The sequence below is a fragment of the Polaribacter sp. Z014 genome (assembly GCF_023555435.1).
Taxonomy (GTDB): Bacteria; Bacteroidota; Bacteroidia; order Flavobacteriales; family Flavobacteriaceae; genus Polaribacter.
Genome location: NZ_JALCZP010000007.1, coordinates 1 through 23119 on the forward strand (window position 1 = coordinate 1; position 23119 = coordinate 23119).

The following is a 23119-nucleotide window of genomic DNA, read 5'->3' on the forward strand; positions in this document are numbered from 1 at the left end:
TAAGCAGTGAATTTAGTAAATAAAACACGAACGGCGAAATTCCGGAGGAATTTCCCAAGTGAGCTAAAACCAGCAATAAAGTTTATACGGTGTTAGGCAAAGTTTTATTGATTTACTCTAAATCCTCTATCATTATTTCTGTTTTTAAATGATTTTTTAATATTCCAGTTTTTAATTTGTTCTTTTTCCGTTATTCTCCAATTATTGCATAAAAAATCCCCTTTCAGAATTGTGTCATTCTCAAAGAAACCAAAACTCTTTTCAAGATGAAGTTCAAAATTCCCATAAACATTAGAAGCTATAGAATAATTAAATTTGGAAACATTTATTTTATACTTATCTATTGATAAAGAATCAAAATCAATTCCATTGTATTCTTTTTCTGTAGATTTAGAATATAAATTTATACTTTCGATAATACTATCTTTCAAAACGATTGTTATAAATTTGAATTGTCCATTTATAGTCTTTCGTGAACTTAAATCTCCAAACTGTAAAAGCCTATTTCTTTTCTTAAAACTTTCACTCATTGTATCTAATTCCTTTTGTGTAGGTATTGCAGTCTTAAGTTGTATCTTAATTCTATTATTTTTCTTGTATTTTTTACAATGACATAATGATAAGATACTGTCTTTTTTTATTGAATTAGATATTTTTAAATCGCCAAATGCGTCTTTTTTTATAAGTGTTGTATCAATTTTAAAACTATTCAGAAACATATCTTTTTCAATAGTTTTTATAACCTTTTCAGGTATTGGGCTTTCAATATTTTCCTCTGACTTCTTTTTGTCAGATTTACAGCCAATTAATAAAAGCAAATAGATAATTAAAATGAAATGTATTTTGTTCATAATTTTGCCTAACGTTCTTGTATAAGCTTTGTTGCGTGTTTTAAGCACCTAATTTAGTAAATAATTACTGACCAAGAAAGTCCGCGAGAAGCCAGCAATAAATTATATACGGTGTTGTACTTAGTGCTTTTTCAATATTTCTATCAATTTTGTATTAACGTACACACTTTCTCTTCCAATTTTTTGAGAAGTTAATATTCCAATTTCTTCCATTTTTTTTAAATATCTTGAAGCTGCTTTTCTCTCAACGTTTAATCTTTCTACTACAAACTCTATTTTAGAATAAGGTTGTTCAAAGAGTAACTCAATTAATTCCTTTCTATAAATTTTCGGTTCTTTTTCTTGCGCAAATAGTATAGTTTCATCTAATAGAATTTTTATAGAGTTTATTTTTTCAATAGTTCTGTTTGATGTTACTTCAACAGCTTTTAGCATATATATTATATATTCAGACCATTCATTAGTATTATTAACTGTATTTAATAAACGGTAATAATCTGCTTTATTTTCGTTGATATATGAACTTAAATATAGAATAGGAATGTCTAAAAGATCGTTTATAATTAAGTATAGAATGTTTAAGATTCTTCCTGTTCTTCCGTTTCCATCATAAAAAGGATGAATACTTTCAAACTGATAATGTAAAATTGCTAAATTAATTAATGGGTTTAAATCGTTCTGTTTTACATTAAAATGTTCTAAGAAATTACCTAATAAATCTAAAATGTCATCTTTTTCTTGTGGAGGAGTATAGACAACTTCTCCAGTTTTATCATTTTTTAGTACAGTTCCAGTCATCGAGCGAATTCCTGCATTATTTTCGATAATGGTTTTTTGAATTGTTTCAATATCTTTTAACTTTAAAAAACCTTGTTTTTTAATTAATTCGAACCCTGAAAAAATTGCGCTTCTATAATTTATAACTTCTTTAACTTGAGTTGGTTGTTTTGTGTTTGTAGCTAATGCTTTATATAATTCATCTTGAGTTGTAATAATATTTTCAATTTCAGAACTATCTTTAGCTTCTTGTAAAACAACTGCATTAATCAACATTTCCTGATTAGGAATAGTTTTAGCAATTCCTTTTAATTCTCCTAATGAATTTGAAGATTTACTCAATTGACGAAGTATTTCAATTGTTTCTACTTTTTCTCTTTTTGGAGGGAGTTTTGCAAGTTTATTGTTATGGGACATTTTATCTCTAATAAATATTATATGTACCAAAAATACAAAAAATAGTTCAAATAAATTTGATATGCGACTTTTTGTCCCGCATTAAGTACAGCTTGTTTATATCCTTACTTTAAATCCTCATATCCCCACTTTTCAGGGTAATATGAGTAGTTATTTCGTTTTTTACTTTGAAATTCTTTCATAGCAAATGAGGGAAGAATTTTTCAAGATAAAAGTACAAATTATATTAGGTTTTTAGAATTAACTTATGATAATAATTATAGAAGTGTTTTAGTGAAAAATAATGAGTTTTTACCACAGTACTTTGTTGCCCACAGGTTTTACTTACTTCGTTTTATTTTCTTCTTATTTTCAAATCTAAATTCGTTCAATTCTTTTAATTCATTTGCAATTTTTTCCTTCCATTCAGAAAGTTTCTCTTCATTCTGACCACCTTCTGTTTCTTTTATTAACTTAAGCCGGGTTTCAGAAAATTCTGTCATTATTTCGTTACTGATTTTATTCATAATGTCAAAACCTTTAGATATTTTCCATTTTCTTATAAATAGTTCTTTTCTAAATTTTCGTGCTTGAATTTCGGCAAGATCAAATTGAGCTTGTTGAAATTCAATTCGTTTATTAATATTCTCAATCTTTGTAGTATCTATCCAAGAAGCATTTCCTAAGAATATATTTTCAACATTACTATTAAGGTTCCGTTTTAAGAAATCAAATCCTTGTGCAGAATTAGAAATAACAAATTGACTGTAAATAGCTTCATTATTTTTATCACTAATTTTTATTTTGAAGTCATTAATTGTCAATTTTTTTTCAGAATTCCACCTTTTTTGTCCTTCTTGTAATTTTTGTCCAAAACTTAAATTTAAACAAATTATACTCAAAATAATTCCTAAATATTTTTCTTTCATTTCAGTTTTTTTTTAACTTTTGGACAACGTTGTTGTGTATGATTTGCTGCGTTGGTTTAGCACTAAAGTTAATAAATAAATCACAGATAGAAAGTCCGCGAAGACTTTCGTAAATTGTCTAAAACCAGCAATTAATTATACACGGTGTTGGCAGGCGTAATTATTTGTTTATCAACTCGTTTTCCATTTTTGTCAAATGCATATAAATATATTTCGCCACTTTTTTTTATGGGCAAATTATACTTTTTACCACTTTTTAAAATGGTAGAAAAATAAGGAACTTTTTTATGGTAATCGTATTTGTTTGAGATTTCGTTTCCATAGAATAAAGCTACTTGAACATCGCTTTTCATTTTGTTTTGGTATGAAAATGTCGATGGGTTATCTTTGTTTTTGATATTTTCATTGTTTAACACTAAATAATCAACTGACTTTAATTTGTCGCTATCGAAGAATTTACTGTTTATAATACCAAGGTTATTATTTATTTCTTTTCTGTAAGAATTTAAGTGTGTCTGACTAATTGTAAGTGGGTCAATATTATATTTCTCTTTAAATATAGTTGCCATCCATTCTTTTCCTTTCTTAGTTGGTTTTTCAAGAATATGGTCTATTCCTGCAAGTACCAAAACTTTATTGTTAGGGTTTAATTTAAATGTTTTATTGAATATGTTTTCAGCTTGTCCAATTTCTCTGTTTTTATTGTTATCTGTATTTTCATAAGCTATGAATTGATAACCTAATTCCTTTGCTTTTCTTATAAGGTTGCTATAATTCTGTTCGCTTGTATAAAAACCAGTTTCTAAAGTTGGGTATGAATTTTCTAGATTTAGTAGACTGTCTTGTTTAGTATCTAAAGCTTCTAATGCTAAATATGAAAATCCTATTTCTCGCAGTCTTACTAATAAATCAGAAATCAATAACCTGTGATTGGGATAAAAATGGTTTTCATTAATCATCACGATTTTATGATTTTTAGCCTCTTTAATAATTGTATCAAGAACTTTTGAACCAGTTTCTAAATTCTCTTTTATTATTTTAGAAATTGTATCGTTTGGCTTAAACCTAGATTCAAGTTTGTCTAAATAGTTTTCATAAAATTTGTTCTCTCCTAGGAATGATGAATAGGTTAATTCCATTTGTTGTTTTGCCCATTCCTCTTGTTTGTCATAAGTTGGGAATTCGCTAATTTCATTTAATATAGCAAAGTACTTATTAGAATTTTGATGTTTTTTTACAATATCCATAACTGTACTAATCTCTTTTCTATAACTTTTACCAACTTCTAAACTTTTGAACATATTTTTTAAATCAATTTCTAAAGTTCTGTTAGGGTTTTCGGTTAGTGGATTTCCAATAAATTGTATTGTTTGGTTATTAATTAAAGTATCGAAAACAATTATTTTTTTTGGGTAATTCTGTTTGTGGTTTTTTGATGCTGTAACAAAATATTCATAAGGAGGGTCATTCGTTCTACCGTAAACGAGAACACTATCTTTTAATTTGAAGTTTGAATTGCGAATTATTTTTTTTAATTCCTTTTTCTCAGTTGTATATGTTATATCAGCTGGGGTTTTAAAATATAGCTGTAAAGAGTCATTCACAATGTGAATACTAAAGTTTCTTATATAATTATTTTGCTCAAAATGTTCACTTATTTTCGGTGAGCATCCGCAGAATATTAATAATATCGATATTAATGTAAGTTTCTTCATTTTTATGACTGCCAACGTGTTTATATTCTAACCTTAACTCCGCATATTTCCCCGTTTTTAGGAGTATATGCTTAATTATTTAAGTTTTTACTTTGAAATTCTTTCATAGCAAATGAGGGAAGAATTTTTCAAGATAAAAGTACAAATTATATTAGGTTTTCAGGATTAACTTATGATAATAATTATAGAAGTGTTTTAGCGAAAAATAATGAGTTTTTACTTGTTATTTAACACAGTAGTAGTTTATCGTATCATTATTTGCACTTTATCATCTATTCTTTGATTAATAAGATTTCCATTTAAAGCATCTATTTCTATAATTTCAACAGTGTAAAATCCTTTTGAATTCTGATATTTTTCTTTTCCATTTTTATCATTTTTATAAGTCCTAAAATTCCAAATTAACTTGTTTGTGTCCAAATCATATATTAACGAATATTCATTTTGAGAATAATGATTAAACGAAATTTTTGGTATCATTATTTCTTTTACCCTTTCTAGATTAATGATAATTTTATCAGAAATGGAATTTTGTTTATTTGATGTTAGGTATAATTTCAGATTATTAGAAATATGGTTTTCTCCTTTTTTTCTTGTTTTTAAAGAATAATTATTCAAAATCAATTCTTGTTCGAATTGAATATTAGGATGGATGTTTTTTAGGAATATCGTGTCAAGAGTTTTTAATACTTCAATAGCTATAGTGTTTGATGTTAAATTATTCTTATAAGAACTTAATTGTTTCCAATATTTCTTTTTTGAATTGATAAGAATTACTCCATTTTTCCCAAACTCTCCGAATAGTTTTTTTGCTTTTTCATCTTTTAAAACATCAATAGATATTATTTTTTTTGGTTTAGGAGAGAGATTGAGTACTGACTGATTGTTCGTGTATATTTTTAAAGAATCGTTTTGATGGAAAAATATCAAAAGCATAGGGTCATCATTTAATTTGTTCACGTATGACCCTTTTGCGATAATTTCGAAATTTTGAGATGATATACTATTTGATAAAATAAAAAAGAGAATGAAATAATAAATTTTCATAGTATTTTGCATTTTTTTGGAATTAAAGCCAAGATGTTTATATACTTAACTTCTCATATTCCCCATTTTTAGGAGTATATGCTCAATTATTTAAGTTTTTAGTTTTAAATTCTTTCATCGCAAATGAGTGAAGAATTTTTCAAGATAAAAGTACAAATTATATAAGGTTTTCAAGATTAACTTATAATAATAATTATAGAAGTGTTTTAGTGAAAAGTTAATGAGTTTTTACTTGTTTTTTTCCACAGTACTTTGCTAGCAGAAGTACCGATTTTTTACTATAATTGCATTCATAATTTTTCAAGATTTTATTTATGAACCAAATTACTAAAGGGACATTAATTGGTTTCTCAGCGATAATTTTGTGGAGTGCTATTGTGGCATTAATTAAAGAGGTTAGTAATTCATTTGGTGCAATTGGTGGTTCTGCGTTAATTTATACAGTTGCATTTCTTTTTTTGATTTTTAGTGTAGGTTGGGTACCACTAAAGAAATTTTCTAAGAAGTATTTGATTTTAGGTGGATTTTTAATTGTTGCTTATGAAATTTGTCTTGCATTATCTATTGGTTATTCCCAAAATTCAAAACAAGCAATTGAAATTGGAATGGTAAACTATTTATGGCCAAGTTTTACAATGGTTGCAACAGTAGTTTTTCATACAAAAAAGGCAAATTGGTTAATCATTCCTGGAATCTTATGTTCTATGGTTGGAATAATGTGGGTTTTGGGTGGTGATGAAGGAATAGATATTTCTCAAATGATTTTAAATATCAAAAGTAATCCATTGAGTTATACTTTAGCATTTGTAGGTGTAATTCTCTGGTCAGCTTATTGTGTTGTAACGATAAAATTAGCAAAAGGAATAAATGGTATTACTTTGTTTTTTATGCTTGTTGCAATTGTGCTTTGGGTAAAATTCTTTTTGTTTGGAAATCAAATTTCTAATTTTAATTTCAACTTAGAATCAATAATTTATTTGATTTTGGCAGCTATTTGTATGGGATTTGGTTATGCTGCTTGGAATGTTGGTATTATGAAAGGAAATGTTACAATTTTGACTGGAGCTTCTTATTTTATTCCTGTTTTTTCTTCAGCAGTTTCTTCTATGATATTGTCAACAGCTTTAGGTTTATCATTTTGGCAAGGTGCAATACTTGTTTGTATTGGTTCTATTTTGTGTTGGTTATCTACTAAGAAACTTAAAAACAGAAATTAAATTTTAGATATTACTAGGTTTGGTATTTCTGCTAAGGTTATTGTTTAAGCTTTGTTGTGTTGTTTAAGGAGTGAATTTACTAAATAAAACACGAACGTCGAAATTCCGGAGGAATTTCTCAAGTGAGCTAAAACCAGCAATAAAGTTTATACGGTGTTAGGGGCAGGCATTTTTACTGTTTTTTATAAGGAAAACCTCCTTTATCTACTATTTCATATTTCCAATTATTTTTTTCGTTATTCCATCTTTTACTATGACTTTTTAATTGAGCAACATCATCACGATATTTCTTTAATAGTTCAGGGTTCTTATCTCTATAATCTTTTAAAGTTCCATTATTTTTAAGAGTTTCAACTATTCTCCAACTTTCAATTTTATTTTCAATTGCTTCACGTTCCTTTTGTTTTCCCCATTCCCATTCAATTCCATTTTCTGACAATAATTCTCCCAATAATTCTATTCGAATTGGACTTATTAAATCACTTATTTTTTCCCTGTCCTGTTTGTTTTTTAATGTCATTTGGTCGTTAAGCCAATGTCCAATGTATGTTTCTTGAGAAGGAACTGTTTTAAAATTTTTGCGTTTTTGATAATAATTTTCTAATTCTACAAGGCTATCTGACCATTTATCATCTTTTGGCATACTTCCCATTGCAGTCTTATCCCAAACGAAATTAATAGATTCCATTTTTTCTTCTTCATATTCAGACCATTTTGGTGGGTAATTTGGATTTTCTCGTCTTCGCTGTTTTTGATAAGCACACCAAATACCTAATTTATAGTATGTATTTGATTTATTTCTGAATTGTGGTACATAAGTATATTCACTATTCGGGTTAACTTTATTTTTATAATCTATAACTTTCTTAAAATCGCTATTCCATTTTATTAATTGCTTTCGTTTTCTCCCAATTCCGTCAAATGGAAAGTCTATGTCTAATAGTTTTTCAAAAATTTCAAAAGGAAATGATTTTGTACCCTGATTATAAAGTGCGTGCATTTTTTGATACCAATAAAATAACTGTCTGTCTTCGGTGTGTTTACTTACTATTCCTGAAGGTCTTTTATTCTGCTTATAAATGACATATCTTTCAACTATAGTCTCAAATTTATCATAATCGTTTTTCCCGAAATTTACTGAATTATCTCTAATTGTAGAAGTTTCAGTTTGTTAAAACCTGTCTCAATATTGAAGTCTGTAATTATAATATCTTCTTTTTCATCTTCTACGTTTTCTCCGTCATTATTTATTGATTCTTTAATCTCACCATCTCCACCAAATTGGTGAAATAGTAAATTTTCCTTAACTAAATTTTGTAATAAATCTTCTGTAAGTAAATGAATTTTTGATGATGAAAGGTCTAATAGTTTAGAATAGTATCCCTTTATTTCCTCAATTAGCTTTTTGCCTTGTTTGTCTGTTTTTGTTCGGAAATCTAATTGAATTGAAGCTTCTAAATTTGTTTTAATTCCTTGACTTGTTAGATTTGAAGAGCCAATTATTACTCTTGTAAATTTTTCACCTTCAAATAAGAATAATTTCGGATGATATGTTACAAAATCTCTCTTATCTCTATAAATATAAGTCTCAATATTTTGATTTAATAAAGATTCAAGAGCTTCTTTTGAAGTTCCTCTATTGTCGACTCCTATATAAAAACGAATTTGGTCGTAATTTAATTTAGCTTTATCGATGTATTTTTGTAACATTTTAACTCCAGAAATTGAAGCAAATGCAACAAACCCATTGAATTTTTTATAATCCTTACTTTCAAATGATATCGCAAGTTGTTTTCCGACATTATTTTTATTTCCAGAATCAAGTCCGTGTCCTAAAAAAGTTGTTTTCATTTACTGTCGTTCGTTTTTGCTTGCCCCTAACTTGTTTATATATTTATCTTAATTCCTCATATCATCCTTTATTAGGAGAATATGCTCAATTATTTAAGTCTTTTGTTTGAAATTCTTTCATAGCAAATGAGGGAAGAATTTTTCAGGATAAAAGTACAATTTAAATGAGGTGTATAGAGTTTAACTTATTAACAGTAATTTGTTATTTATCAACCTAAAAAACACCTCAGTTTTGTCATTTCGATTTTAAGAGAAATCCCATAACAGTGAAAACACAAAAACAAATCATCCTTATGTGATTTCTCCCTTTGGTCGAAATGACAAGCAGTGCGTGAAGTAATGGCTAAAATGTAAAATAAACTCACCAACTTTGTCATCCGACGTAAGGAGAATACCCATCACCGAGATAACATAAACCTAAGTAACTTTATGAGTTTTCTCCATTTTATCAAAAAGAAAAGCTTCTTTAAAGAACAAACCTGTCATAAAAAGCGATAAATTTCTAACAAAGACTGACAAAGTTGCGGTTTCAATAATACACGTTCATTTTAATTATTAAAAAGGTAGAAACCTTGTTGTGGGTTACTATAAGAGAGATAGCGCTTTATTTCTTGTTTTTAAATGTGGTTAATTAAAAAAAATGACATTAAAATTCCTGATTTTGGCTTGGTTATGGCAGCGAAGCGTTTGTAAGTTTAAATTAAAATAGTTTTTGTGTAAGAATTATGCAACGGCTATTTTTTCAAATTAATTATAGTATGAGTCAAGTAAAAGCGAATAACAAAGTAAAAGTACATTATACAGGTAAATTAGCAGACGGACAAATTTTTGACACGTCTGAAGGGAAAGAGCCAGTTGAATTTGTTTTAGGAGAAGGAAGATTAATTCCTGGTTTTGAACAAGGTTTAATTGACATGAAAGTGAATGAAAAGAAAACTATTACTATTGCTAAAGAAGAAGCGTATGGTGAAGTAAATGAACAATTAATTCAAGAAGTTGCGAAAGCGAATCTTCCACAAGATATGGAGCCAAAAGTTGGTATGGGATTGGTTTCTAAGTCTCCAGAAGGACAAGAAATGAACTTAATGATTGTTGAAGTAAAAGATGATAGCGTTGTGATTGATGGTAACCATCCTTTAGCAGGTAGAGATCTTGTTTTTGACCTTGAAGTAGTAGAAATTACAGCATAAAGTAATTTTTTTTAAATATATTAAAACAGCCTTTGTTTATTTAACAAAGGCTGTTTTTGTTTGTAAAATAATAATTTTTTAAAATTAAAAAACCCCAGACGAATCTGAGGTTTTATTAAATAATTGAATGTGGTTTCTTACTTAAAAGAAGCCCATTGGTTTCTTGTCATAAGAGATTAACATGTTTTTTACAACACGGTAATGATCTAAAGCCATTTTGTGGTTTTCACGTCCGAAACCAGATTCTTTAACACCACCAAAAGGTGCGTGTGCAGGGTAGGTGTTGTATTGGTTTACCCAAACTCTACCTGCTTGTATAGCACGTGGTACTTGGTATAATTCGTGTGCATCTCTAGACCAAACACCAGCACCTAATCCGTAAGGAGTATCGTTTGCAATAGCAATCGCTTCTTCTGTAGTTTTAAAGGTTGTTAAGGCTACAACAGGTCCGAAAATTTCTTCTTGAAACACTCTCATTTTATTATCACCTTTTAAAACCGTTGGTTGTACGTAGTAACCTTCGGCCAATTCACCTTCATAGTTACCAGCTTCACCACCTGCTAAAACAGCAGCACCCTCTTCAATACCAATTTTAATATAATTTAGTATTTTTTCGTATTGCGCTTTAGATACCTGAGAACCAATCATGGTTTCTGGATCTAATGGGTTTCCTGGTTTTACTAGTTTTAAGCGCTCTTGCATTTTTTCTACAAAACGATCTGCAATATCTTCGTGTACTAAAATACGAGACGGAGATGTACAAATTTCACCTTGGTTTAAAGCAAACATTAATGCACCTTCTATAGCTTTGCTAAAAAACTCATCGTCTTGAGCTGCTACAGATGGGAAGAAAATGTTTGGAGATTTACCACCTAATTCCATAGTTACAGGAATAATATTTTCTGCTGCATTATGCAATACTGTACGACCTGTTGCTGTAGAACCTGTAAAAGATAATTTTGCAATACGTTTAGAGGTTGCTAAAGCTGCACCTGCTTCATTACCAAAACCAGTTACAATGTTTAAAACACCTGCTGGTAAAATATCACCAATAAGTTCCATTAACATAATAACACTTGTTGGTGTTTGTTCTGCTGGTTTAACTACTGCTGTACAACCTGCAGCTAAAGCCGGAGCAATTTTCCATGCTAACATTAACATTGGGAAGTTCCAAGGGATAATTTCCCCAACAACACCAATAGCTTCATGTAAAACGATACTTACCGTGTCTTTATCGTGTTCAGAGATACTTCCTTCATCAGCACGAATAACACCTGCAAAATAACGGAAATGATCTATACAGTAAGGAATATCTGCTGCAAGAGATTCACGAATTGGTTTCCCGTTATCAATGGTTTCTAAAGTTGCTAAATACTCTAAGTTATCTTCCATAACCTGAGCCATCTTTAATAACGCATTACTACGTTCTGTAGCAGATGTGTTACTCCATGTAGGGAAAGCTTCGTGAGCCGCATCTAAAGCAAGATTAATATCTTCTTCTGTAGAGCGTGCTGCTTGTGTAAATACTTTTCCGTCTACTGGAGATCTGTTTTCGAAATATTGACCTTTAACGGGTGCTACAAATTTACCGCCAATAAAGTTCCCGTACTTTTCTTTAAATACAGGTTTTGTTACATTTGCCATAATTATATATTTTTATTTATGTTTAATAGTTTCTTACAAAATCTCTTGTTTGTAAGCATGGTGCAAATGTATGTTGGTATCTAAAGGTTTTATTTATTGATTTGGTTCAATAGCTTATGAAAATAGTTCAATATTCTTTTCTTGGTGAAGTAAATAAATTAATATTTAGTTAATGTATTGTTATTTAATCTCTTATGGTTTATTTAGTTAATTTTAAACATCCGTTGGACTTATTCCGAACTTGTTTTTAAAAGCTATACTAAAGTTAGACAGGTTGTTATAACCAATATCTAGGTAAATATCAGATGGTGTTAAAGTACCTTCTTGTAAGAGTGTTTTTGCTTTTTGAAGACGTTTGTCTTGAAACCATTTTCCTGGAGGTTCGTTATAAGCGGCTGTAAAATGACGTTTAAAAGTTGATAAACTCATGTTACATAAAAAAGCAATTTCTTCTATTTTTAAATTAGAATTTACATTGCTTTCTATAGTCTTTTTAAATGGAGATATTTCTTTAGAGATTAAAGAATGTAAATAATACTCGAATTTAGTATCATATTTGTCTAATAAATACAGCATTATTTCATCAAACTTTAGAGAGAGTAGGGCAGTGCTATAGCTGTTTTTGGAAAATGTTTTAGAAGATAAAGAGCTGATAAAGGAAGCTATGTAATCGTCGTTTTCTATCACAAAATAAGCAGATTCTTCTTTATATGGTTTTACATTGTTGGTGTATTTGCTTAAAAAATTGGTGAGTTTTTTTTCAGAAAAAAAGAAAAGTTTGCAGTAATAAATAGCTTCTGTGTCTAGTAATTCTGTCCAAAGCCAATTTCCTTTTTTTAATAATAAAGACTGTTCTTTATTTACAGCAATAGCAGTATCTGCAAAATGCACTTGCTTTTTACCAACTTGTAAAAAACTAAACATATTCATCCCTAAATTAACCTTGCTTTTAACAACGTCACTGGTCATTTTAAAATCGTACACAAATAAATCTAAACTCTCTTTAGTGTTATCTATGTATATCTCTGGGATGTTTTCAATTGCCATTCAGTCTTTGTTTTTGTGGGTGAAAGATTGTAAAATTAGTATTTTTAAACAAAAAAAGGGGCATAGAAAAATACTTTTGATTGTTTTCTAATCAAAAGGAACCTTTAGTTTTCTAAATAAATGGATGATATTTAATCCATTACAAACTTAAATCCTGCGGTAATTATACTAGAGCTAAACGAAGTATCTCTATCATACTGATAAAACTTTAAATCGATACTTTTTAAACCAAAATTACGAATGTGTGCTTTTGCAAAAATATCGGTGTAAGAAACCCCAAAACCAAATTGATTGGCAGTAAATTTAGAGAGATCATAATCAGATGTATAATATTCATCCGTAGAAAGTGCCGTTTGGGTAGGTTTAAAATAATCTGCTGCCGTTTGATTGTAATAGCGGTATGACGGATATAAGGTAAATTTATCTGTAATTTTTACAGGTATTTCTATACTTGCCGTGTTAGAAGAAATTCCCCAATCATCAGAATAATAACGGTAAAAAGTTCTAAGCGTAACAATTTCATTTAAATACCAATTTAAACGACCACCAACAGCTACTTTAAATCTAGCATCTGGCAAACGTTCAATATCATCAGCAAGCTGAAAATTCTCTACAAAAGAATCTGCTACATCACTAAAATAAACTCTTTGAAAGGGAGTGGATAGCAAACCATCCTGTTTTACAAAATCTAAAGCCAAAGAACCTTGTACATTTTTATGCAGTATTTGAGAAAATCCAAAACCTACGGAATACGAGTTTCTAGCGGTGCCATCTAAAGGAACAAAAGTAGGCGTGTAATTTGTATTACCAGTTATTGTATAATTGTTGATGTTAAAATCATTTTTATCTCCGTTAGCTTCTCTCAATTCTATAGGATAGAGCAACTCCCAAGAATCGATATATACATTACCATGCACACTTACTTCTGTGTTTTTCTGATTGAAAAGTTTGGTATAGCTACCGCCAAGACCAAAAGAAAAATAATCATATTCTGAAGAAATGGCTAGTTTGGTAGACCAAATATCATTTCTATCGTCTGAACTATGTGTATAGCTACCAGTTATGTTTGCCCAAAGATCACTTTTAGAAGCACCAGAAGAAGCCTGAAAAGGATCTGCGTTATCACCATCAAAAGGGTTAATATTACTAGATGATGCAGATGTGTATGCAGAAATACCAGCATCTATAGTTAGTATATCGTCATCGTTTAAAGGCATAGAAACCACAAAAGTTCCGGTTACATCGGTTAACGATTCCGAGCCAATACCACCACTTACGGCAGCGTTATCACCATCTTGAGAGTAGTAACTTGTTAAGAAATCTACTTCGGTAGTTTCTAGCACGCGTTTTTTATAGACTTTGGGTGCGTCTTGTTTAGTTTGTGAATTCACTTTTACAAAAGCAAATAAACACATAAATAGGATTATATTTTTCAATTGATTTGAGAATAATTTATTATTAAAATCCGCTTTTCAGCGGGATAATTTAAATGTTGATTTTAGCTTTGGTTTCTAAAAAAGGGTTTCCTTAATTACAACCACAGCCTCCACCAGTTTTACCTCCATTGGCACCAACGGCAGCTTCTCTGTATGCTTGTGCTGTGGCAACATTACGGTCTGCTTTTTTTTCAGAAAGCACCATATCTGGGTCGTTTATATTTACTTTTTCGTATTCTTTAAGCACCACACAACTACTAAAACTAATTGTTATCAATGCAGCGATTATACACTTTTTAATCATAATTTATCTATTTCTATATTCTTTGATGTTGTAATATTTCCTTTATCATCTATGATGATGCATTCTATTTTTGGTAATTGATTAATTCTATCTAAACCTACTTGTTTCCCCATTACAAATACAGAGGTTGCTAGTGCATCTGCTAATTCTGCTTTGGGTGCAAAAACGGTAACACTTATAATTCCGGTAGAAGGATATCCTGTTCTTGGATCTATAATATGTGTGTATCTTTTGCCATTAAAGTTAACGTATTTTTCGTAATTTCCAGAAGTAACCACAGCACCATTATTAAGCGGGAATAAAGCAAATACTTTATTCTTATTTATTGGGTTTGTTATGGCTACTTTCCATTCTTTTCCGTCAGGTTGTTTTCCCCAAGTATTCATATCGCCAGAGGCGTTGATAATGCCAGAAACAGCACCTTTAGAAATAAGGAGCGCTTTTGCTTTATCTGCCGCATATCCTTTACCAATGGCGCCAAAACCAATTTTCATTCCTTTCAGTTTTAAATAAACAGTACTATGTACTTTATCTAAAACAATGTTTTGAAACCCTACTTTTGCAACCGATGTTTTTATTGTTTCTTCTGATGGCATTGCTTTCATGCTGCCATCAAACTTCCATATTTTATCCATAGATGCATAGCTAATATCAAAAGCACCATCGGTAAGTTTTGATATTCGAATAGCTCTTTCAATCAAATTAAAAAGTTCAGGAGCTACTTTTACAGGTTTAATACCTGCATTTTTATTGATGGAAAAAGTTTGTGAATGCGTATCCCAAGAAGAAATAAGTTTTTCAATTCTAGTAATTTCGGCAACCGCCAAATCGATGTATATATCTCCCTGAATTTTATTGTTGGCAACAACCGTAATATCAAAACGACTTCCCATTAATTTGAGGACTCGTTTATAGGGTGTTTGTGCTGCACAAACAATAGATATTAGCAATAAAAAGGAGGTAAGTACTTTTTTCACTTTATTTTGTAAACATATTAAGTTCCTTAATGTAATTTTCTGGTGTAATTTTCTTGTAACCTGTTTCACCAAGAACCTTACCATTTGCATTGAGTACTACTACGTAAGGAAAAATACCTCTCTTGTTATACATTTCAGCCAATTTGGCATTTGCGGCAGTCTGAGCATCTGACAATGCATTTTTCTTTCGCTTCGGAAAATCTGCTTGCAGCATTACATAGTTGTCTTTTGCATATTGTTTAAAAGTAGGAGTACTCCAAATTTGGCGATCTAATTTAATACAAGGTGCACACCAATCTGAACCTTGAAAAACCAATATGATAGGTTTACTTTCTGTTGATGCAATTTGTTTTGCTTCCTTAAAATTAGTATGCCATTCTTGTGCATTTATAGTGCTTACAGTGGTAAGTATTAATACTACTATTGCTATTATTTTTTTCATGAAGTTATTTCTTTTTATTCTTTAGTGTATGAACATAAATGATGCCAAAAGGTTAAAACGAATAGACGCTTTTTATGTTGTACAAAAGTGGACTTTATTTGTTTAATTTTTAAGGAATATTCTTTTTTATTTGAATCGTTTTAAATGAAAGAAACCTTCAGGTTTCTGAAAACCTGAAGGATCTATATAAAATGGTTTAAATTAATTACTACAAGTATTTTAATTATTTTTTAAAAATCGCTTTTTGTAAGCCGTTATTAAATTTAATATTGGTCCAGTTTACAAGAATCCAAGGAGCATCTGTAACTTCTGCATCCCAATTAGAGGCTTTGTATTTACGTTGTGTAGGGATTAAGATTCCGTCTATATTTTCATACTTCATTTGCATTAAAAGAGGATCTGTTTTTCCAAAATCCATTACCGTAAAAAGAAATTGATCTATCAATTTAGTTTCCTTATTAATGTACACTTGGTATATATCTTGCGGTTTATTTGGGTTCGCCTCAAAAGTTATTTTAACAACATCATAAGCAGTTCCTTCAATTGTTTGCTCTTTTATATATTGATATTGTACACTAGGATCCAATAATTTTTGAATCATACAGAACCAATAAAAATTAGTAGGTCTGTTAAAAGCAACTTTTTTTAAGGCTGCAGAATCTGTTATGATTTCGCCATTATTTTTTAACCAATATTCGTTTCCGTCATAGCCTTGTTCTACTTTACCTTCTAAGTCCGTTAACGTTCTTTCGTGCTTTGTATAGGCACCGTAAGAAAACTCTCCGTCAAAAATATATTTTTCTGTAGAGATGTCTGTTTTTCCATCTGGCGTTTGGTAAGAGTAGGAGTAGACCACATCTTTTTTAGCTGCAAGCATTTGATAATTTCCCGTTTTTTGAACCGTGTTGTAAATCAATTCATGGCCTTTGTTTTTAAAGGTAATTGGAGTTTCTTTTTCTGAATTTGTTTTTTTATTTCCACAAGAAAAGAAGAAGAAACTAAAAGCGATGAAGAGGAGTTTGGTAGTTTGCATATTTGTTTAAATTGGTTAATTTGTAAGTGAACAGTTGTTGTTGCTTAGAGAATTAGAAGAATCAGTTATTTGGGTTCAATGGTTATTTCAGCTTGTTTAAAGCAGCTAAAATAGCGGATGGTTCTGCTCTTTCTCTATAATCTGCATCTAAAAAAGCGTACTGAATAATTCCGTTAGTATCTATAACGTACGTAGCAGCTAAAGGCAATTCGTTGCTGGTCTCTCCGTTTACTTTACTTAAACCAAAACCTGCTTCATAAATTTCGGCAACTTCATCAGTTAGTTTAAAAACAACACCATATTCTTTTCCGATAGTATTGCCAACATCACTTAAAACATTGAACTCTAAATTATTTTTTTCGGATGTATTTAAAGAATTATCTGGTAATTCAGGAGTTAAAGCCATAAGTGTTGCACCTGCTTCTTGAAATTCTGGTAATTTTTCTTGTAAATAATGTAGCGTGATATTACAATACGGACACCAACCACCTCTGTACCATGTTAAAACTACTGGTCCGTTTTTTAATTCATCGTATAAAGATACAGATTCGTCTAAAGCATTTTTTAGGCTGAAATCAGGAGCTTTATCACCAACATTTAAAGCGTTTTCAAGTATACCAGAATCCGCTACACTTGTAATTCCGTCTGCATAAATTTTATTCTTTTCTTTGGTGAATTTTGCTGCACCTTCATTTCGTTTTTCGGTTAATAATGCGTCTAATGTTTCTTTATTGCTTGTTGCTTCCATTTTTTTATTTTTAAGTAATTATTGGCAGTTTTAAACGGTTTGTTCCTCTTTCATTAATTCTGAAAGTACTTGTTTAAAAGTATCTACAGGTTGTGCACCAGTTACCGCACTTTTTCTATTAAAGACAATAGTTGGTACAGAATTGACACCCAAATTTTTCCAATAATTTTGTTTGAATCTTACTTCGTTTTGTGCATCTTCATTGTCTAATTTAGCAAGTCCTTCTTCTGCATTTAAACCAACTTCTAATAAGGCTTGTTTTAAGATGTCTCTTTTAGAAACGTCTTTACGTTCGCTAAAAAAAGAAGCTGTTAAGCGCATTTTTAATTCAGTTTGTTTATTAAAATTTTTCGCATATTCTAATAAAACGTGTGCATCAAAGGTATTCACCATGCGCATGTCATCAAAATAATCGAATTTAAAACCAAGTTCCTCGCCAGCTTCCGTCATCATTTGTTTCGATTGATTTTGTTGCTCGGTTGTAGAACCATATTTTTCTGTAATATGTTCGTTTACATTCTGACCTTCTGCAGGCATATTTGGGTTCAACTCAAAAGGTTGCCATTCTATGTCTACTTTATCTTGAAGATCCAATTCTATAATTGCTTTTTCTAAACGTTTGTATCCGATGGTACACCACGGACAAACAACATCAGAAACGATGTCTATTTTTAATTTTTGTGTCATAATTTTATGTTTATTTTAGGCTTATTTAAAGTTATAATTACTAATTTGACTTTTATTTAAAAGACGAAAAAGTAATTACTATTTGCTTATAATATCAGTATTTAAAAAAGCATTTTCTTTTTTTTTATCTTCAATACTAGTATCTTTTGATAACATATTAAAAATCATTGAATTTACTATTCTACTTTTATTTAAATCGGGTTTCACAATTTTTGCTTTATGAAATACACCTAAGGTTTCTCTACTTTGTTTTGGATTGCTATTATTAATTAAAACAATCTTATATGTATGTTTGTTAAATGATGTTAGCTTGGTAATATACGGAGTAAGTAAAGCTTCATCCTCTTTAAATACAGGCTTAAAATTTTTGAGATACGCTTCTGAAGCCTTCTTATCTTCACTCGCATATTTATAATAATCAGCAATATACAATTCGCTTTCTACCGCACTTGGCTCGTAACCCAACATTAAAAAAGATTGGGCTTCTGCATTATCCACATGAAAAGGAGTGCTAACTTGTTGATCAAAACGAACCAACCAATGATAACTTAAATTTTTATTGAATCTCCTTAATGTAAAAGCGGATAATTCATTTTTTAGCGCAACCATAATAGCCCTAAGTTCAGATGAAGTTCTATTTTCTCCGAAGTTAAGGTACACAAAACCAGGTAAATTTGTATTTGTTCTAAATACATTTTCTACGCAATGTTCTGCTATTTTTTTTATGTTGACTTCTTTTATCTTCATGTTTCCTTGAATGCCTTTTTACTGATAAGTTACTAGAATATCTGCTGCTTTTTTTAAGTCGTTTTCTATAATTTCTGTTTTGGGCGCTAACGGAAATAATTGTTGACCAGGTCTTGCTACAAAAGCAGCTCTTAAACCGGCACTCATTGCTCCGTATACATCCCAACCATGTGCTGCAATTAACATGCATTCTTCTGGATGTACACCCATTTTTGATGCTCCCCAAAGGTAAGTCTCCGTAAAAGGTTTAAACTTACCAGTTTCTTCAACACTTAACATTTCATCAAAATAATCGGTTAACCCTGCATTTTCAAATTGATTTTTTAAACCTTTGATAGATGAATTTGTAAACGCAACTAATTTGTAACCCGCTTGTTTTAATAGCAATAATGCTTCTTTTACTTCTGGGTGAGGAGGTAAGTTTTGCATAGCAGTTACAGTTACTTTGCGCGCATTTTCTTCGGATAATTTAATGCCATTATTAGCAGCCACCATTTGCAAAGCAGCGGCACCAATATGTCCAAAAGGTTTATAATCTCCGCTTGCGGATGTTACTAAAGAATAGTGCAACATCGTTGTAAACCATAAAGGCAGTAATTCTTCTTTTCCGCCCAGAGCGTCACCAACCTGTTTTTTCATTTTGGTAAGATCTAAAAGAGTTTCGTTTACATCAAAAAAAAGTACTTTCGGTTTTATGTTACGGTTGTTTTTCATCTTTAAAAAGTTATCAATTCACTAATTTGAAGTTCTCCTTGTACATTGCTGTAATTTTTTATGTCGGCAGCAAATTCAGCAGCATGCGGACCAAACGATTCTTTAAAAGAAGCAACATCATCAAACAATAAATGTGCAATTGCTACATAAGGAGCCGGTTCTCCTGGAATTCTACTTCCAATTCCTAAATCTAATTCCAACCCTTTTAACGCACTACCAAGTGCTTTAGAAATCATTGGTAAATGACTTTTTTTATAATATGCTGCATCAAATTGAATGTCTTTACTATTTGGATACATTACAGAAACTTTAATCATATTTTTTATTTTAAATATAGTTTTTAATACTGAATAAACCTTCCGATAGATTCGGAAGGTTTAAATTATTTTCAATTTATATTCTTAAGAATATTATACTTTTTCTTTACTCCAAGAAAAAGCTTTAAAAGCTGCATCTACCGGTGTATTAGCAATGTGGTTTGTATAGTTACTAATTACTTTCTGGGATAAACCTAAAATGATTTCTAAAACTTGTTTCTCACCATAACCAGCTGCATAAAAAGCATCTAATTCTTCTTGAGAAACATGTCCTCTATTACGCGTAATTATTAAAGTTAACGTACGTAAAGCTTCTAATTTAGGGTTTGCTAAAGGAGTTTCAGTACGTAAAGCTTCTGTAATAGCATCATCTACTTTCATCATTTTTGCAATACCTGTATGTGCAGGAACACAGTAATGACATGCATGTTCTACGTTGATGGTTTGCCATACTACCGTTAATTCTTCTGCATTAAAAGAAGTATCTGTAAATAATTGGTGTAACGTTTGGTACGCTTCAAAGATTTGTGGAGATTCAGCTAATACACCATGTAATCCAGGAATCATACCATAGGCTTTTTTAGATGTTTCTAATAATGCTTTACTTGCTTCTGGTGCAGTTTCAATGTTGTGAATTTTTAATGTGGTCATAATTTCTATTTTAATTTATTATTTATGTTAATATTAACTAAACAATCGTTTAGTTTTAGGGTAAAAAAAATGTTTATATGTTTTTAAAGGTCATTTCTATGTAATCTTCAATTTCTTTTTTACTATTTACTCTTGCTGCTGCTGCTAAACCATGTTTGGCTAAAAGCAGAAAATTGGCTTGTTTTTCTATGGTTTCTATATCCTTTGATTCGTCTAACTTAAGTTTCTCTATGATTAACGCTTTTAAGTTATTCATAAAAGAATTCATTTCTTCTTTAATTAATGCATCTTCAGATTCTGAAAACTCATTATAGGTATTTGTTACCAAACAACCTTTTATATCGTCGCCTTTAAAATTAGAACTTACAGAATCGTAGAAAAATTGTTTAATGTCTTCAACTCCGTTGGAAGCATTTTTAAATTTATCTAAAACAGCATTTACTTTTCCTTTGTAGCATTTTAAGCTTTTTAGAAATAGACCATGTTTGTTACCAAAACTAGAGTAGATAGAGAATTTGTTTATGCCCATTTCTTTTTCTAGCATTTGCATAGAAGTTGTTTCATACCCTTTTCGCCAAAAAAGTTTCATTGCTTTTTCAACGACTACATCTTCATTATATTCTTTTTTTCTTGCCATGATATCCTAACTACGATGCAAATCTAAACAATCGGTTAGTAATAAAAAAAACATTTTGATGTTTTCTTTTGAATTTTAAGATAATATTAAGAAAAACAGTATGGTTTAGTGGTGTTAGTAGAGGTGTGAGACTGGTTGTAGGTTGTGTTACGAAAACATTTTTTAGAATGTTTTCGTAAATAATTTATTCTATACACTGAAAATCATGTAATTATACGTATGTTTGCGTAAACAATTAACTAGCAATTATGAAACATTTATATTTAAATTACTTAAAAAAGAGGTTATCTCCTTTGTTTAGTGAGGTTTTGTTGTGTGTTGGTCAATCTAACGCATCCCTTTTCCGAGTAGGAGAAAGAACTTTATTGTCTGTTTTTGTATTATTTATGTTTGCGATAACATTTAATATGAAAGCACAAACAATTTTTGAAAAAGGAAATCATAAGTTTAAAACTTCTGGTTATTTAAGGACAGGTGTTGGGCGAAGTGAAGGTGGAGAAACGCAAGCGCATTTTCAGATGCCAGGTGCTCAAAATAAATATAGTTTGGGAAATCAGGCGGATACTTATGGAGAGTTAGAGTTTGACTATTCGTATTATTTTGATGAAGAGAAATCGAAATCTTTAGATGTTATTTGGATGAGTTCTATTTATGAAGATTTTGGAACGGATACTCAAATGAGTTTTAATAAAACGGAACAATTATATGTGCGTGCAAATAATTTTTTGGGAAACGGAGAAGTTATTTGGGCAGGTAAACGATTTTATGATCGTAGAGCGGAACATATGTTAGACAGACAATGGGTAAATCCAGGACAAAGAGGTTGGGGATTTGGTATGGAAAAACTGATTCAGAAAGGAACTGATGAAGATATTAAATTCGGTATTTGGGCTTTTCAAGAGAAAGGAAAGGATGTTTCTTTTGTAAATGGTGTAGAAGATCACTTAAGAGCGTATACGGCAGATGTACGTTATGTGCATTTACCAATTAGTGAAACGCTTAAAATGAATGTCTCTTTAAATTATAGTTATCGGGCAGAAAATGAAATCATGGAATATGATGCTAAACACGGTTTTGCAGTTATTTCTTGGTTAGACTATGAAAAGAAATACATTACCAATACAACGGCACTCATATTTAGACAAGGGGCTTCAATACCAATACATCACTGGTCTGGAATGTCTGAAAAAGAAAATCCAGGAAATGATAACATCGTTTTAAATGACATTGCAAGTTCTTATTTTTTAGAAATCAACAATAACTTTTTATATGATGATAAAGAAACTTTTGCGGTAAATGGTATTCTGTCTGCTGTAATGAGAGATTACGGAACAAAGCCTTATGAATACAATAGCGCTAATCCTACTAATAAAGCCTATTTGCAAGGGAGGGATAAAAAACTGTATTGGTTAACTGCAGGAGCAAGAGGAATGTATTATATGAGTGATCATTTTAAATTACACTTAGAATTGACGCATGAATATATAAAAAACGAACAATTAAATGTTTCTGGGAATCTTGATAAAATAACGTTTACACCAGAGCTTTCGTTAGAAAAAGGTTTTTACGCGCGCCCAGTATTGCGTCCGTTTGTTACCTACGCTTTTTGGAGCAATGATTTAAAAGGACTGATTGGTAATACGCCTAATGGTGCTCCTTTTGGTAATAACACTTCCGGATTTACCTATGGATTACAATTTGAAATCTGGTGGTAAATCAACTTTAAAAAATAGAATAAACAACAATTAACTTAAAATTTATA

The 23119-nt window shown here is 30.3% G+C and carries 24 protein-coding genes; 3 read left to right on the plus strand and 21 right to left on the minus strand.

Annotated features, from left to right (window positions below):
- Positions 1 to 104: 104 nt before the first annotated feature.
- The 5 genes from MPF19_RS10100 to MPF19_RS10120 form a co-directional block, all read right to left on the minus strand.
- Positions 105 to 851 carry a hypothetical protein gene (locus tag MPF19_RS10100; protein WP_249988141.1) on the minus strand — a complete coding sequence of 249 codons (747 nt, stop codon included), beginning with the start codon at positions 849 to 851 and terminating at the stop codon, positions 105 to 107.
- Positions 852 to 971: 120 nt separating this feature from the next.
- Positions 972 to 2045, minus strand: a complete 1074-nt coding sequence (locus tag MPF19_RS10105) for a Fic family protein (protein WP_249988142.1) — start codon at positions 2043 to 2045, stop codon at positions 972 to 974.
- 320 nt (positions 2046 to 2365) lie between these two features.
- Complete coding sequence (locus MPF19_RS10110) at positions 2366 to 2953, minus strand: hypothetical protein (RefSeq protein WP_249988143.1); 588 nt, start codon at positions 2951 to 2953, stop codon at positions 2366 to 2368.
- A 131-nt stretch (positions 2954 to 3084) separates the two neighbouring features.
- Entirely contained in the window at positions 3085 to 4668 is a 1584-nt protein-coding gene (locus MPF19_RS10115; protein WP_249988144.1) for a hypothetical protein, read from the minus strand.
- A 243-nt stretch (positions 4669 to 4911) separates the two neighbouring features.
- Entirely contained in the window at positions 4912 to 5715 is an 804-nt protein-coding gene (locus MPF19_RS10120; protein ID WP_249988145.1) for a hypothetical protein, read from the minus strand.
- Positions 5716 to 6029: 314 nt separating this feature from the next.
- Between MPF19_RS10120 and yddG the strand changes: the two genes are divergently transcribed.
- Positions 6030 to 6932, plus strand: a complete 903-nt coding sequence (gene yddG, locus MPF19_RS10125; RefSeq protein WP_249988146.1) for an aromatic amino acid DMT transporter YddG — start codon at positions 6030 to 6032, stop codon at positions 6930 to 6932.
- 172 nt (positions 6933 to 7104) lie between these two features.
- Here yddG and MPF19_RS10130 read toward each other — a convergent pair whose 3' ends face one another.
- The gene (locus MPF19_RS10130) at positions 7105 to 7932 is read right to left on the minus strand and encodes a Helicase associated domain protein (protein WP_249988147.1); all 828 of its coding nucleotides are present in this window, start codon (positions 7930 to 7932) and stop codon (positions 7105 to 7107) included.
- Positions 7933 to 8066: 134 nt separating this feature from the next.
- Complete coding sequence (locus tag MPF19_RS10135; protein WP_249988148.1) at positions 8067 to 8783, minus strand: phospholipase D family protein; 717 nt, start codon at positions 8781 to 8783, stop codon at positions 8067 to 8069.
- Between the two features lie 758 nt (positions 8784 to 9541).
- Between MPF19_RS10135 and MPF19_RS10140 the strand changes: the two genes are divergently transcribed.
- Positions 9542 to 9973, plus strand: a complete 432-nt coding sequence (locus MPF19_RS10140) for an FKBP-type peptidyl-prolyl cis-trans isomerase (protein WP_203392273.1) — start codon at positions 9542 to 9544, stop codon at positions 9971 to 9973.
- A gap of 141 nt (positions 9974 to 10114) precedes the next feature.
- Here the strand turns inward: MPF19_RS10140 and MPF19_RS10145 are convergent, their stop codons facing one another.
- From MPF19_RS10145 to MPF19_RS10210, 14 genes are all read right to left on the minus strand, one after another.
- A complete protein-coding gene (locus MPF19_RS10145; protein ID WP_203392274.1) occupies positions 10115 to 11617 on the minus strand; it encodes an aldehyde dehydrogenase family protein in 1503 nt (500 codons plus the stop codon).
- Between the two features lie 213 nt (positions 11618 to 11830).
- Positions 11831 to 12664: a helix-turn-helix domain-containing protein gene (locus MPF19_RS10150; RefSeq protein ID WP_249988149.1), complete on the minus strand. Its 834-nt coding sequence runs from the start codon at positions 12662 to 12664 to the stop codon at positions 11831 to 11833.
- A 131-nt stretch (positions 12665 to 12795) separates the two neighbouring features.
- The gene (locus MPF19_RS10155) at positions 12796 to 14079 is read right to left on the minus strand and encodes a DUF3570 domain-containing protein (RefSeq protein WP_249988260.1); all 1284 of its coding nucleotides are present in this window, start codon (positions 14077 to 14079) and stop codon (positions 12796 to 12798) included.
- Positions 14080 to 14191: 112 nt separating this feature from the next.
- Complete coding sequence (locus MPF19_RS10160; protein WP_203392276.1) at positions 14192 to 14404, minus strand: DUF4266 domain-containing protein; 213 nt, start codon at positions 14402 to 14404, stop codon at positions 14192 to 14194.
- Positions 14401 to 15381, minus strand: coding sequence for an FAD:protein FMN transferase (locus tag MPF19_RS10165; protein ID WP_249988150.1), 981 nt, complete (start codon positions 15379 to 15381; stop codon positions 14401 to 14403). The genes MPF19_RS10160 and MPF19_RS10165 overlap by 4 nt, the downstream gene beginning before the upstream one ends.
- Position 15382: 1 nt before the next feature.
- Positions 15383 to 15823, minus strand: coding sequence for a thioredoxin family protein (locus MPF19_RS10170; protein ID WP_203392278.1), 441 nt, complete (start codon positions 15821 to 15823; stop codon positions 15383 to 15385).
- A gap of 223 nt (positions 15824 to 16046) precedes the next feature.
- Positions 16047 to 16856 (minus strand): DUF6503 family protein, encoded by an 810-nt coding sequence (locus MPF19_RS10175; RefSeq protein WP_249988151.1) that lies wholly within the window; start codon positions 16854 to 16856, stop codon positions 16047 to 16049.
- Between the two features lie 82 nt (positions 16857 to 16938).
- The gene (locus tag MPF19_RS10180) at positions 16939 to 17604 is read right to left on the minus strand and encodes a peroxiredoxin-like family protein (RefSeq protein WP_249988152.1); all 666 of its coding nucleotides are present in this window, start codon (positions 17602 to 17604) and stop codon (positions 16939 to 16941) included.
- Between the two features lie 30 nt (positions 17605 to 17634).
- Positions 17635 to 18291, minus strand: coding sequence for a DsbA family oxidoreductase (locus tag MPF19_RS10185; protein WP_249988153.1), 657 nt, complete (start codon positions 18289 to 18291; stop codon positions 17635 to 17637).
- Positions 18292 to 18369: 78 nt separating this feature from the next.
- On the minus strand, positions 18370 to 19038 hold the full coding sequence (locus MPF19_RS10190) for a hypothetical protein (RefSeq protein WP_249988154.1): 669 nt from the start codon (positions 19036 to 19038) through the stop codon (positions 18370 to 18372).
- 18 nt (positions 19039 to 19056) lie between these two features.
- A complete protein-coding gene (locus tag MPF19_RS10195; RefSeq protein WP_249988155.1) occupies positions 19057 to 19752 on the minus strand; it encodes a haloacid dehalogenase type II in 696 nt (231 codons plus the stop codon).
- 2 nt (positions 19753 to 19754) lie between these two features.
- Positions 19755 to 20069, minus strand: a complete 315-nt coding sequence (locus MPF19_RS10200; protein ID WP_249988156.1) for an EthD family reductase — start codon at positions 20067 to 20069, stop codon at positions 19755 to 19757.
- A 93-nt stretch (positions 20070 to 20162) separates the two neighbouring features.
- On the minus strand, positions 20163 to 20720 hold the full coding sequence (locus tag MPF19_RS10205; protein ID WP_249988157.1) for a carboxymuconolactone decarboxylase family protein: 558 nt from the start codon (positions 20718 to 20720) through the stop codon (positions 20163 to 20165).
- Between the two features lie 73 nt (positions 20721 to 20793).
- Entirely contained in the window at positions 20794 to 21357 is a 564-nt protein-coding gene (locus MPF19_RS10210) for a TetR/AcrR family transcriptional regulator (RefSeq protein ID WP_249988158.1), read from the minus strand.
- Positions 21358 to 21605: 248 nt separating this feature from the next.
- Between MPF19_RS10210 and MPF19_RS10215 the strand changes: the two genes are divergently transcribed.
- Entirely contained in the window at positions 21606 to 23072 is a 1467-nt protein-coding gene (locus tag MPF19_RS10215; protein ID WP_249988159.1) for a carbohydrate porin, read from the plus strand.
- The last annotated feature ends 47 nt before the right edge of the window (positions 23073 to 23119 follow it).